The 14,220-nt window shown below is 44.8% G+C and carries 10 protein-coding genes; 9 read left to right on the top strand and 1 reads right to left on the bottom strand.

Annotation, left to right across the window (positions count from 1 at the left end; all coding sequences use genetic code 11):
• Positions 1 to 36: 36 nt before the first annotated feature.
• The gene (locus CC90_RS0114900) at positions 37 to 462 is read right to left on the bottom strand and encodes a bacteriohemerythrin (protein ID WP_051869632.1); all 426 of its coding nucleotides are present in this window, start codon (positions 460 to 462) and stop codon (positions 37 to 39) included.
• Positions 463 to 656: 194 nt separating this feature from the next.
• Here CC90_RS0114900 and CC90_RS0114895 point away from each other — a divergent pair, with 194 nt between their 5' ends.
• From CC90_RS0114895 to CC90_RS0114850, 9 genes are all read left to right on the top strand, one after another.
• Positions 657 to 1,091, top strand: coding sequence for a restriction endonuclease (locus CC90_RS0114895; protein ID WP_031391552.1), 435 nt, complete (start codon positions 657 to 659; stop codon positions 1,089 to 1,091).
• A 389-nt stretch (positions 1,092 to 1,480) separates the two neighbouring features.
• Complete coding sequence (gene araA / locus CC90_RS0114890) at positions 1,481 to 2,977, top strand: L-arabinose isomerase (protein ID WP_031391551.1); 1,497 nt, start codon at positions 1,481 to 1,483, stop codon at positions 2,975 to 2,977.
• A gap of 42 nt (positions 2,978 to 3,019) precedes the next feature.
• Positions 3,020 to 4,615 carry a xylulokinase gene (locus CC90_RS0114885; RefSeq protein ID WP_031391550.1) on the top strand — a complete coding sequence of 532 codons (1,596 nt, stop codon included), beginning with the start codon at positions 3,020 to 3,022 and terminating at the stop codon, positions 4,613 to 4,615.
• Positions 4,616 to 4,682: 67 nt separating this feature from the next.
• Entirely contained in the window at positions 4,683 to 5,372 is a 690-nt protein-coding gene (locus CC90_RS0114880) for an L-ribulose-5-phosphate 4-epimerase (RefSeq protein ID WP_031391549.1), read from the top strand.
• A 157-nt stretch (positions 5,373 to 5,529) separates the two neighbouring features.
• Positions 5,530 to 6,186 (top strand): hypothetical protein, encoded by a 657-nt coding sequence (locus CC90_RS0114875; protein WP_031391548.1) that lies wholly within the window; start codon positions 5,530 to 5,532, stop codon positions 6,184 to 6,186.
• A 71-nt stretch (positions 6,187 to 6,257) separates the two neighbouring features.
• Positions 6,258 to 7,061, top strand: coding sequence for a class B sortase (srtB, locus tag CC90_RS22470; RefSeq protein ID WP_035315747.1), 804 nt, complete (start codon positions 6,258 to 6,260; stop codon positions 7,059 to 7,061).
• 217 nt (positions 7,062 to 7,278) lie between these two features.
• Entirely contained in the window at positions 7,279 to 11,844 is a 4,566-nt protein-coding gene (locus CC90_RS0114860) for a carbohydrate binding domain-containing protein (RefSeq protein ID WP_031391546.1), read from the top strand.
• 165 nt (positions 11,845 to 12,009) lie between these two features.
• Positions 12,010 to 12,450 carry a MarR family winged helix-turn-helix transcriptional regulator gene (locus CC90_RS0114855; RefSeq protein WP_031391545.1) on the top strand — a complete coding sequence of 147 codons (441 nt, stop codon included), beginning with the start codon at positions 12,010 to 12,012 and terminating at the stop codon, positions 12,448 to 12,450.
• 93 nt (positions 12,451 to 12,543) lie between these two features.
• Positions 12,544 to 14,217 (top strand): M3 family oligoendopeptidase, encoded by a 1,674-nt coding sequence (locus tag CC90_RS0114850; protein WP_031391544.1) that lies wholly within the window; start codon positions 12,544 to 12,546, stop codon positions 14,215 to 14,217.
• Positions 14,218 to 14,220: the final 3 nt, after the last annotated feature.

Here is a 14,220-nt window from a genome sequence, read left to right as displayed (position 1 = left end):
ATGATATAAAAAAGTCCCTTAGGGACTTAGTACTTGTTAATATACGCCGCGTGAATTAAGATATTTGCACAAGTCCCGGTCCTCCACTAAAATGTGATTAAACAGGAAAGTCTGCAAATACTCTTTTAACTGAATAAGCGTCTTTTTAGGATTCTTGCTCAGTTCCTTCATATCTATGGTTAAAACATTATTTTTGAAATCGTTGATAGATTTTTTATTTTTGGAAGAATCGGGATAGTTGTACTTATCCATGAGATTCTCCTCCGTATAGAGTTGATATGAGGCATAATCCCGCAGAGCACAAACGATATCCAAAAGCTGTTGGTTGGAAACGTTCCGACAGTTGTTCATAATTAGCTGCTCTATATCTCTGCCAATACGAAATAGCTCGCGGTGCTGCGCGTCGATAATCTCAACGCCGCATTCCATTTCCTTGCACCAATCAAATTTAAAATCGAACATAATTACCTCCGGTAAGATGAGAATGATTAAGAGTGTTAATCATGATATGCAAGCGAATATTATTATAATATACTACCAAAGTACTATCTGCAACCGTAAATTAGAAATTAATGATAAATTTTATTCAATTTCGGGCGACAGAGGGTATAAATCGGCTTGTGGAATTTTTTAGGGAGTTTTAAGGAGACTGTACAATGGTACTGATAAGTGCGATCGCCGCCATTTTTTTGGCGGCAGTTATTACATTAATATATATTAAGAAGCGAAAGTCCGGGAGCCCTTCCGCAATCGATGAAATGGAGGGCCGGGATTTTGAACAGTTTTGTGCAGAGCTTTTGAAGGAAAGAGGCTTCGTCGATGTAGAAGTAACGAAAGGCAGCGGCGACTACGGCATTGACATATTGGCGGAGAAGGACGGAGTAACCTACGCCATCCAATGTAAGCGTTACGATTCTCCGGTAGGAGTGAAGGCTATCCAGGAAGCATATGCGGGCAAGGACTACTACGATCGTATGGTAGGCGCAGTACTTACTAATCACTATTTTACAGCGCCTGCCGTGGAGGCAGCAAAAAAGCTGAAAATATTATTGTGGGACAGAGGGTATCTGGACAGCATGATGCAGGAATAGATAATTGTGAACCCTGTATCACGCCAGGGGCCCGGGAGTTAATCGTTAGAACTCGGAGTGGACTGATTCATCAGTTCACTTTTTTCATATCAAAAAACAGAAGTTGTATTAATATAATAAATACAACTTTTTTAAATTTGTATTATAAACATGCATTTGTATATTGACAAGTGAAAGGGAAAAATATAATATTATCTTATAAAGATTTACTGAGAAACTGTAAATATTTGTATATGTTATATAGATACAATTGAAATATGCGTTTGGCAGAACACATACAAAACAATACAACTGCTATAAATAAGTACAACTTTGCCGATGTGCCGACTGATACCGCCGTCATATCGGTATAACAACCACAAACAATAAGCTTATAGGAGGATTGAAGAATGAAAACAGGAAAGAATTACAAGTTTTGGTTTTGCACAGGCTCTCAGGATTTATATGGAGATGAATGTCTCGCTCAGGTTGCGGAGCATTCTAAGATAATCGTAGAGAATTTGAATAAGTCCGGCATACTGCCTTTTGAAATTGTATGGAAGCCTACTCTGATTACCAACGAGCTCATCAGAAGGACCTTCAACGAGGCTAATGCGGATGAAGAATGCGCAGGTGTTATTACATGGATGCACACCTTTTCCCCTGCGAAGTCATGGATACTCGGACTTCAGGAATACAGAAAGCCGCTGATGCATCTTCATACCCAGTTTAACGAAGAGATTCCTTATGACACCATCGATATGGATTTCATGAACGAGAACCAGTCCGCTCACGGAGATAGGGAATACGGACATATCGTAAGCCGTATGGGAATCGAGAGAAAGATCGTAGTCGGACATTGGAGTGATAAAGAAGTACAGAAGACGCTTGCTGACTGGATGAGAACGGCAATCGGTATTATGGAATCCTCCCATATCCGCGTATGCCGTATTGCGGATAACATGAGAAATGTAGCCGTAACAGAAGGCGATAAAGTAGAAGCACAGATTAAATTCGGCTGGGAAATAGATGCTTATCCTGTTAACGAAATCATAGAGTATGTAAAAGATGTAAAAGAAGGAGAGATTAATTCTCTTGTTGATGAATATTACACAAAATATGATATAATCTTAGAAGGAAAAGATGCGGCTGAATTCAGAAGACATGTAGCTGTTCAGGCAGGCATTGAAATCGGCTTCGAGAAATTCCTGGAAGAGAAGAACTATCAGGCTATCGTTACTCATTTCGGAGATTTGGGAGAGCTTAAGCAGCTTCCGGGACTGGCTATCCAGAGACTTATGGAAAAAGGCTACGGCTTCGGAGGAGAAGGCGACTGGAAGACAGCAGCTATGGTCCGTTTGATGAAGATTATGGCTTCCGGAATTAAAGATGCTAAGGGAACTTCCTTTATGGAAGACTATACTTATAATCTTGTGCCCGGCAAGGAAGGTATTCTTCAGGCCCACATGCTTGAGGTATGTCCTACCGTTGCGGACGGAAAAGCAAGCATCAAAGTAAATCCGCTTTCCATGGGTAACAGAGAAGAGCCTGCTCGCCTCGTATTTACCTCCAAGACTGGCGCGGGTGTAGCTACTTCCCTGATCGATTTAGGAACGAGATTCCGCCTGATTATCAATGCGGTAGACTGTAAGAAGATAGAAAAACCGATGCCGAAGCTTCCGGTTGCGGCAGCATTCTGGACACCTCAGCCTAACCTTAAGGTAGGAGCGGAGGCTTGGATTCTCGCAGGCGGTGCACACCATACGGCATTCTCTTATGACCTTACGGTAGACCAGATGGTAGACTGGGCGGCAGCTATGGGAATTGAAAGTGTTGTTATCGATAATGATACAACGATCAGAAACTTCAAGAATGAACTCAGATGGAATGAGGTTGCATTCAGATAATACCATATAGACTGGATAACATTTTAAGGGAAGGGGTATCAGATGAGCAATATAAAAGAAATGATTCTTAGCGGAAAGACGGCGCTCGGTATTGAGCTCGGTTCAACGAGAATAAAGGCGGTTTTAATAGGGGAAGATAATTTCCCTATCGCTTCCGGTGGCTATGGATGGGAGAATCAATACAAAGATGGTGTTTGGACATATAGTATTGAGGATGTATGGAAGGGCCTTCAAGGCAGCTATAGCAAACTGGCTGAGGAAGTGAAGAGTAAATATGATGTTTCGCTTCAGACAATAGGAAGCATCGGTTTCAGTGCGATGATGCACGGTTATATGGCATTTGATAAGGAAGGCGAGATTCTCGTTCCATTCCGTACATGGAGAAATACCACGACAGGGCAGGCAGCAGCGGAGCTGACTGAATTATTTAATTACAATATTCCCTTAAGATGGAGTATTTCCCATTTAAGACAGGCGATTCTGGACAAGGAAGAGCATGTGAAGGATATTGATTTCTTCACTACGCTTGCCGGATATGTACATTGGAAGCTTACAGGAGAAAGAGTGCTCGGCGTGGGCGATGCATCCGGTATGTTCCCCATCGATATCGATTCGAAAGACTATAATAAGCAGATGATAGAGCGGTTCGACAAACTGGTAGCGGAAGGTAATTGCCCATGGAAGTTAACGGATATACTTCCCAAGGTTCTTCTTGCCGGTGAAAATGCAGGAACTCTTACGGAAGAAGGAGCGAAGCTTTTGGATCCTACCGGTGAGCTGAAGGCCGGAATTCCGATCTGTCCTCCGGAAGGCGATGCGGGAACCGGCATGACCGCGACTAACAGCGTGGCAGTGAAAACTGGTAATGTTTCTGCCGGAACGAGCGTTTTTGCTATGATCGTGTTGGAGAAAGACCTTTCTAAGGTATATCCGGAAATCGACTTAGTGACCACGCCGGATGGAAATCTGGTAGCTATGGTTCATTGTAATAACTGTACTTCGGATTTAAATGCATGGGTAAATATTTTCAAAGAATTTATGGAGACGATTGGCTTGGAAGTGAATATGCCTAAGCTCTATGATGATTTGTACTTTAAGGCGTTAGAAGGAGATGCCGATTGCGGCGGTCTGCTTTCCTATTGCTATTTCTCGGGAGAACCGGTAACCGGCTTCGATGAGGGACGCCCTCTGTTCGCGCGCGAGATGAACTGCAATTTCACCCTTGCTAACTTTATGAGGTCTCATCTTTATTCTTCCTTGGCAGCTTTGAAGATAGGGCTGGATATCCTGTTTAAAGAGGAGAAGGTTCAGGCGGATGAAATCTTCGGTCATGGCGGTTTGTTCAAGACGGAAGGTGTTGGTCAGGGCTTTTTGGCAGCGGCTATGGATACTCCGGTATCTGTTATGGAGACTGCGGGAGAAGGCGGAGCGTGGGGAATCGCCGTACTTGCCTCCTATATGGACAACAAAGAAGATGATGAGACACTTTCTCATTATCTTAATGAAAAGGTATTTGCAGGAAATAAAGGAATTAAGATGGCTCCTGATCCGAAGGATGTGGAAGGATTTGATGCATTCATCAGTCGCTATAAAGCAGGATTGCCGATAGAAAAGGCCGCAGTACAAAGCATGAAATAAGCCTGCTGCCCGGAAATGCCGCCAAGTGAATTGTGTGCGTGCTAAAACATGCAGATGGGAGTCAAATATGTTAGAAGAACTGAAAAAACAAGTATATGGAGCCAATATGCTGTTGCCTAAATACGGTCTTGTTACCTTCACATGGGGAAATGTGAGCGGAATTGACCGGGAGAAACAGCTTTTCGTCATTAAGCCCAGCGGTGTGGAATACGACAAGCTGACGGCTGATGATATGGTTATTATGGATATGGAGGGTAATAAGGTAGAAGGGAAATATAACCCTTCCTCCGACACGGCAACACATCTTGAGTTATATAAAGCATTTCCGAAGGTGGGAGGTATCGTGCATACTCACTCTTCGTGGGCGACGAGCTGGGCCCAGGCCGGCAGGGGAATTCCGTGCTACGGTACGACTCATGCAGATTACATGTATGGAGAAATCCCATGTGTCAGATGTCTGACTAAGGAAGAAATCGAAGGTGCTTATGAGAAGAATACCGGTCTTCTGATTGCCGATTATTTTATGGATAAAGATTATGAAGCGGTTCCGGCAGTTCTTTGCAAGAACCATGGACCGTTTTCCTGGGGAAAAGATGCCAATGAAGCAGTACACAATGCAGTAGTGCTGGAAGAAGTGGCTAAGATGGCTGCTCGCTGTGAGCGGATTAACAGCGAGGTAGCTCCTGCACCTGCGGAACTGCAGGATAAGCACTATTATAGGAAGCACGGTGCAAATGCATATTATGGACAGAAGTAGGAAGTAAAAGTATATCTGCACATATTTTCTATAGAAAAACAATGAATAGCTGCAAACGAGAGGTAGAATCGTTTGCAGCTATTTACTATTTATAAAAAATGCCGATACATATAGCAAAGGTTATTATAGTAAATATTATTATAGGGGGATATATCGTATGCTGATTGGAGAAATCAATACATCACAGACCAATTATTATCATATGGCAATAAGGACGGAAAGCCGGCCGGAATTTGCAAATAACACTGCGGAGGGGGAGGCAGCGGAAAGCATTGCCCGGCAGATGAAAGACAAGCTGGTGAATGATAAAGACAAGGCTCAGGCGATTCCCGAGAAGGGAAAAGGAGCACCGTATTCTTATCTTGCGGATGAAAACGGTATTGTGGAATATAAAGGAGTTATTTTCCGCTGTGATAACGAAAAAAGAGAACTTTGTCTCGGAGATATGAGCAATCGGAAAAATGTAATCCGGATTCCTTTGTCGGGAGGCGGATGTCTTATGGTGAATCGGGATAATATCGATCAGCTGGGGAAAGCGATAGACATGTTTTCTCCGGAGGATATCAATAACATTTTGCGTGCGCTGAAATTGGATGCGAAGATTCAGGAGATGAAGAAGGAAATGGAAGAAATGGAAGACGGCATCGGCAAGAGCAGTGCGGAGCAGAATGCGGACAGTGCAAAAGAGGCAGCTGAGGCATCGGAAGACGGGCAAAAGGCGAGGGGCTTTCATGGATATGAAGAAAAAGAGGATGGGGAACTTTTTGTATTGGAGGAATGGCAGTTTGATACATTGACAAAGGAGATTCTTTGATTAATAATAAATAGGAAGTGGAATAAGCGGATAATAGAATAAATAGAAACACAGTGGAAAAGGTAGGCGGGATGAAGCAAAAAAAGGGATGGACCGGTATGATAATCATACTTATAGCCATTGGGGTAATCGGATTCTCGGCATGGAAGCTGGCAGGAATGAAAGGGCAATACGACCAAGCTGAGAACGAATATGAACAGCTCCTTGAAACAGTAAAGCAGCAGGATGAGGCGGAAACGGATAAAGAAACTGACAGAGAAGAAAGAACAGATGCGAAAGCGGAGAGCAGCATCGCACAGGATGACGGTGGAAAATTATCCATTGACTTTCAGGCGCTGCTCGATAAGAATGCGGATACAGTAGGCTGGGTGGAATTCGGAGCTGTACCGATCAGTTATCCCATTGTTCAAGGAGAGGATAATGCTGCTTACTTAGGCCGTACTTTTGAAGGGCAGACGAACCAGGCGGGTTGCATTTTTATGGCAACAGAGAACCAGGGAGATTTCTCGGATTGGAATACCATTGTCTATGGACATAATCGGAAGGATGCCTCTATGTTCGGCAGGCTGCGTCAATACCTTCGGCAAGAGACGGTGAATAACAATCCTTATGTATGGATTTATACTCCTGAGGGAAGCTGCCGATATGAGATTTTTGCTGCTTATATGACGGAGGCGGAGGGGGACACCTATCAGGTATTTCCGCAAGGGGCAGAAGGCTTTGATGCCTATTTAGAGAAGGCTGTGGCCTCTTCGGAAATAGAGACAGATATCCTGCCGGAGGAAGGAAAGAAGGTAATTACCTTCTCTACCTGCACGAGTAATGAAGACCATAGATTGGTAGTTCAGGCGGTAGAAAGTGAACAAAATAAATAATAGAATTGTGGTGATTTATTGAATTAACATATAATTTGACGAAAAATTGAGGTGAAAACAATATAAAATAAGCAAAAGTATAAAAACCATACCTTACAATAAAAATGGATACTTTTTTAGCCCCTCTTTTTTGCTATGATGCAAAAAGGAGGGGTGTTTTCTTTTTTTATGTAATCATGGAAATTGCCCTTATGAAAACTTATAAGGAGGAATCGTAATGAGAAGGAAGGCAAACAGATGTGGTAAGCGCGTATTTGCAGCCCTGTTAGCCGCTACATTGGCTATGCAGCCGGTGGCAGTGGTGCATGGCAGTGAGCCGGTAAGTGCGAATACGGCAGCGCAGGAAACAGAAGCTGCCGAAGGGGGAGCAGCACCGGAAAGCGATAATGGAGAAGCAGGGAAAAACGGTGAGAGTGAGACTGTTCCTGTAGAGGTACAGCCGGGAGATAACGGTATGTCGGGAGAACAGCCGGAAAATACTGACACGCCGGAGACACAGCCAGAAAAGAGCGAAGCACTGGGTACAGCACTGCAAGAGAACGAAACATCGAAGGATACCAATGCATCCGTCGAGGCCTTTGCAGGACTTCTGTCATCAGGGAAGGGGATAAATCTTGAAACGACGGCTACAGAGCTATATGTAGGAAGTGATTGGGCAGGAGCAAATGCAACCTATATCGAGGAAGGGCAGAAGGTGACGATTCAGGCGGCCTGCTACGGTAAGGAGGGTGAATGGGGATCGCAATATAATGAATGGGGCCTGCAATATATGGTTAAGGAGCTGCCTGTAAAGAATAATACTACTTATAAAATAGAGTTCGATATTATATCTTCCATTGATAAGAAGATAGTAGTAAAGCTGGATGATGGGGGATTCATTGTAGAGACTATTGATCTAAAAGCAAATGAGTCCTACCATTATAGCAAAGAAGTAGCAGCAGAGGAGTTTGCGAATAAGACATTGTACTTTGCTATGGGAGCAATGGGAGGGGCGGAAGCAAACCTTGCCGGTACCATGGAAATTGCGGATATTACACTGACTGAGAAGCTGGTATCTGTCCCGGCGGTAGAAATAGCTGTGAACCGGGAAGGAACCCGGATATGCTTCCAACAGGATGTTTCGGCCGAGCGTCAGTTTGCCAAAGTATTCTATGGAATATTCGACAGTAAAGCGGCAGCAGAGGAGGCGGCGAGTGACCCGGACAAGGGTGCGCCCAATACCCTGGATATGGACAAGCTGACTAATGATAATTGGGAGGCAGTAGCAGAGGGGCTCAGCCTGAAGGGTGGACAAGCCATTGCCTACTATTTCCGGAATACTGATACAAGCAGTGCGGTGACAGACACTGTACGGAAGATTTATGAGTTTAATCCTTTTGTAGCGAAGGACTATACCATAGACAAATTAAACCGTGCTGATGAGGGATATAAGCTGATCTGGAATGATGAATTCGATGGTACGCAGTTGGATATGTCCAAGTGGTCTTTCCAAATTGGAACGAAAGATCCCAATGGCGGTCCGGATAACTGGGGAAATCAGGAGAAGCAATATTATACGGATTCCAATCATGAACTGTCGGATGGTAAGTTGAAGATTACCGCTAAGAAGGAGGGGAAGGAGGGAATGTCCTATACCTCCACTCGTATTCGTACCAAGACGGATGAGGGAGAGACCCTTTTTGCTGCCAAGTACGGAAGGGTAGAGGCGAGGATGAAACTGCCCTTGGGAGAAGGTTTGTGGCCGGCATTCTGGATGCTTCCGGAGGATACTTCAATTTATGGTACATGGGCTGCTTCGGGAGAAATCGATATTATGGAAGCGAGAGGCCGTTTGCCTGGAGAAGTCGGCGGAGCCATACATTATGGATCGCAGTGGCCGAACAATATATTCTCGGGCAAGAGTTATTCTTTCGATACGGCAGAAACGGATATCAGCGGTTATCACCTCTACAGTTTGGAATGGGAACCGGGGAAGATTACCTGGCTTGTGGATGATGTGCCATACTATACTACTTCCAACTTCTGGAGCAAAGGTGAGGGAAATGCCGAAAATTATACTTACGGAGCACCCTTTGATGTTCCATTTTATGTTATTTTCAATTTGGCGGTAGGAGGAACCTTCGATCAGGAGGCTGATCTTAGTAAGGCAAGTTTCCCTTCCAGTATGGAGGTTGATTATGTAAGAGTCTATCAGAAAGAAGCAGGCTATCAAGAGGACGGACTGGAGCAGCCTGATATGGATAAGGATACAGAAGCCTTCAAAAGTGCCGCCTATCAGCCGAGAGGCGAAGCCGGCGATTACCTTGGGGATAACCAAATGGCCACCCTTAAGACGGTAACGGAAGTGAATCCCGCGGATACCGACTGGCAGTTTTTCGTAGGAAAGGACTTCGGAGGAGAGGCGACCTGTGCCGTAGAGACAGTAAACGGCAGTAAGATGGCCAAGATAGATATTGCCAAGGGAGGAAATCAGAATTATGCCATACAATTAATCAAACACTTCCCGGCAGCGAGAGGCTATACCTATGAGATTAGCTTTGACGCAAAGGCATCTGCGGCAAGGAGCATTATCGCCAAGGCAGCAGGAGATGCTGATAACGGATGGTCTGCTTATGGAACAAACTACGATGCAGCATTGACCACACAGACACAGCACTTTTCCCATCGTTTTACCATGGATAAGGATTCTGATCCTACAGCACGTCTGGAATTCAATCTTGGACTGAATACAGGAACGGTATGGATCGGTAATGTAACGATTAAGCAGGTAGAAGAAGAGGTAAAGGATACCACGGATATCCCTAAGACACCGCTTGCCGATGGGAATCAGATTTACAACGGAAGCTTTGATCAGGGAGCAGACCGATTGGGTTATTGGTATCTGCAGGATGTGACGGCCCGCGTGGTATCCTTGGGAGATAATAAGGATTATAACCGAAAAGCAATTATTACTGCCACGGGAGAGAATCCTAGGCTGTATCAGACGGGAATGGAGCTTTTGCAGTCCGATCAATATCATTTTGAGATAGAACTTAGCAGTGAGAAGGATACAGGATTCCAAGTAGCCTTTGTCAGCAAGGATGAAAGCAAAGTTTATATGAAGGAAAGCCTCGGCTATAAAGCGGCAGAGGGCATTAAGAAATATGAAGTAAACTTTGCCATTCCCAAGGGAGTGACAGACAAGGAAGGAAAGTTCCTCCTGATCTTGGAAAAGGGCAGTGTAGTTACTGTGGACAATATCCGCCTTACCCGTACGACTAAAAATAATGTAATTATCGACTATACCGGAGTGGATATGAAGCCGGTCACATGGCCCTCTGCGGAATGGAAGGGACATGATCAGAGTAATGGAGATCCTAAGTTCACCAATCAGGATGGGCTGCTTACTATTCAGGCGGCAACGGCCGATATTAATTATCAGAGAATGCTGTTCCACCCGGTATCCATTACTAAGGGGATTGATTATAAGCTTAAGTTCCAGGCCAAGTCCGATCTGGGAGATACTTATGAAATGTCGGTGCAGGAGGACAATACCTGGGCAGAGGCACTTCATGAGACCATCGCTACCACGAAGGAATGGAAGGACTATGAATTTACCTTTACCTCGAATATGACGAATGGAGGTAATCCGATTATGCTGAAATACCTTTTGTCCGGAAGGAAAGTGGGCGAAGGTAACTTCTATCTGAGGAATGCCACGATGGAGGTTTTGGCAACGGATAGCGGATGCAAGGAGGTTCCGGCAGATGCAGTAAGTGCCGGAGGGCAACTGATAAAGGGGAAAGATTTCTCTATAAGGCTGGGGGAAGGAGCGTGGAAGGACGCATTCCTAAAGGCCATCGCAGATGGGAAAGCAGTAGTTATGATAAATGAGACCTCTTTAAATGCGCGTATCGGCCTGGATAAGTGCTTGAGTGCGGATAAGTGTACCTTTACCATACCTGCGGAATATCTGAGCCAAGCGGATAATTATCGTATAGAGATTGCAGTGGAAGGCTATACTAATCTGGTAATACTGATTAAGGCATCGGCAGCAGGAGCGGTGGTGGAAGTAGGAGCAGGCGCGCCGAAGACAGAGCTGGATAGCAGCGTAATTGACAGCCTCTTAACTGAGGCGGATCGCAAAGCTTTAGAGTCTGGTGAGGATGTTCGTATCACACTGAATGTTGGGCTGCTGAATAACCCTTCGGCAGCAGATGTGGGAGCAATTTCCAGCATTTTGAAGGGCAGGACATTGGGACTTTATTTAAACATGGAGCTGTTCAAGGCAGCAGGTTCTGCACAGCCGGAGCAGTTAACGGAACTGAGCGATAAAATTCGCGTAGTAGTTACTATACCGGAGGCACTTCGCAAGGCTGATCGTACTTTCTGGATTGTACGGGTTCATAACGGACAGGCAGTATTGCTTGAAGATTTGGATCAGAACCCGGATACCATACAGTTTGAGACGGATCGATTCTCGACTTATGCCATCGTCTATATGGACTCGGACAATAGTAATAGCGGAAAGAATGACAACGGCAATAAAGGCGCAGATAATAGCGGCACAAACTCTGAAGGAAATGCTGATAACAGTCAGGCAAATGAATCTGCGGCTAAGGCAACCGCCTTGACGGTAGGCAGTGTTAAGACCGGAGATGATTCGCCGGTAATGCTCTATGTCATACTTCTTATTGCAGCAGTTGGCGTAGTATTGGCAGTGGGCTATCCTCGTATAAAGAGATCCTTAGCAAATAAGGCGGGCGCCGAGGGAACCGAGAGTACAGAAAATACAGAAAATTAATGAATGTAAAATACCCCGGTATTGCTGTAAAAGCAGCACCGGGGTATTAAGAACCTTAGCTTTTGGATTTGATTTTCTTAGTTTCCGTGCTTCGTCAGAAAGATTTGACCATCTAAGAAAATTCGTGCTATACTTATTTTATTATTAGTTACGGAGAGTGATACGGTGGAAATCAAACGGACACTGAATGATGTACTCGTGAAGCTGTTTCGCAATATCAACAATATAGAGGAACGGGCGATTCAGACAGAGGAATATAAAGGCGTTACTACAAATGACATGCACGTCATCGAAGCGATCGGTTTGGGCAGTCCCAAGAATATGACTGCCGTCGCAAAGTCCCTTGGCGTTACTACGGGCACGCTCACTATAGCAGTGAACAGTCTGGTAAAAAAGGGATTTGTGAACCGGGAAAGAAGCGAAGAGGACAGGCGTGTTGTTTTAGTATCCTTATCTTCCAAAGGCCAACGGGCCTACGAGCATCATAAGCGTTTCCATGAGGAGATGATAGACGCCGTACTCTCCCGTCTTACTGAAGAAGAGAAGATTGCTTTGGAGAAAGCACTCCTGAATTTAAATGACTTTTTTATAGGCAAGGATAAGTAAGAACAAAATTGGCGAAGGCCAAGCTGCCGCTTTGCGGAAAGAGGTTAGTAGGAAAACAAAGTCAGCAGGTATTGAAAAGAAATGGAGAACGATATGAAATTTAAGGATATGCCCTATGAAAGGGTCAAATACGAAGATGTGGAGAAGGAATTCCGTCAGATCATCGAGGAATTTAAAAATGCAGAAAGCGGTGAGGAACAGTTTGCGGTACATCAAAAGTTCTATACCTTTTCTAATAAAGTGGAAACGACAATGACCATTGCCGGTATCCGCTACGATATCGATACTGCCAATGAGTTTTATGAAAAGGAAAAGGAATACTATGACGAAATGGAACCGAAGCTTGCAAACCTGATGGTGGAATATAGGCAAGCGATGTATGATTCCCCGTATCGTTCTTATTTAGAAGGTAAGATAGGAAAAGTGGCCTTTAAAAATATTGAGCTGGAGATCAAGTCCTTTGACGAGAAGCTGATTCCCCTCATGCAGGAGGAAAACGCCCTTGCTACCAGATACAACAAATTGATCGCGTCTGCTGAAATAGAATGGGAGGGAGAGAAACTCAATCTTTCTTTGATGCGTCCCCACCTTACAAACAGCGACAGAAATATACGCAGGAAAGCCTATGAGAAATACAGTGCCTTTTTCCTCTCTGTGGAAGACGAGCTGGATGAGATATACGACAAGCTCGTGAAGAACAGAACGGAGCAGGCAAGGCAGATGGGCTATGAGAATTACGTGGAGCTGGGCTATTACCGGATGAGACGTAACAGCTACGACAAGACCATGGTGGAGAACTACAGAAATCAGATCAAAAAGTACTTCGTTCCTTTCGCGGAGAAGATGCACGAGAGAAGGAGAGAACGTCTCGGGCTTAATAAGCTTTCCTACATCGACACGGCAGTTTATTTTTTGGATGGCAACCCTGCGCCGGAAGGTACGCCGGAAGAAATTATGAGCGCCGGACAGAAGATGTACTCGGAGATGTCTCAGGAGACGAAAGAATTCTTCGATTTTATGATGAAAAATGAACTGTTCGACGTGCTCGGCAGAAAGACAAAAAAGGCGGGCGGTTACATGACTTACCTCCCGGTCTACGGTGCTCCGTTCATTTTTGCGAACTTTAACGGAACCAGCGGAGATGTGGACGTAATTACCCATGAATGCGGACACGCGTTTCAAGGCTATCTGTCAGGTAAAGATCCGATTCAGGAGCACAGGGACATTACTATGGAGACGGCGGAGATCCACTCCATGTCCATGGAATTCTTTGCGGAAGGGTGGACGGAGCTTTTCTTCGGCGGCAGAGCACAGGATTACAAGAGCATGCACTTGGAGGATGCGGCGGCATTCATTCCTTATGGCTGCATGGTGGATGAATTCCAGCATATCGCTTATGCGAATCCCGATATGACTCCGAAGGAGAGACGGGCTGCATGGCTTGAACTGGAAAAAGAGTACAGACCACATATGGATTATGAGGACGATCTGTTCTTTAGCAAAGGAGGCTTCTGGCAGAAGCAGCAGCATATTTATAATTGGCCTTTTTATTATATCGATTACTGCCTGGCTCAGACTTGCGCCTTCCAATACAAGGCTAAAATGGACGGGAATTACGAAGAAGCATGGAAGAGTTACCTGAAACTCTGCGAGCTGTCTGCAAAGGATTTCTATACGGATATGGTGAAAGAGGTCGGATTGGAAAGTCCCTTCGAGGATGGCTGCATCCGCAGCGTGATAGAGAAATTGGAAAGCAAAATGGTATAAAGT

Source organism: Kineothrix alysoides (genome assembly GCF_000732725.1).
In the GTDB taxonomy this organism is placed as follows: domain Bacteria; phylum Bacillota; class Clostridia; order Lachnospirales; family Lachnospiraceae; genus Kineothrix; species Kineothrix alysoides.
Note: the sequence above shows the minus strand (reverse complement) of the source record. Positions and strands in the feature narration are given on the sequence as shown.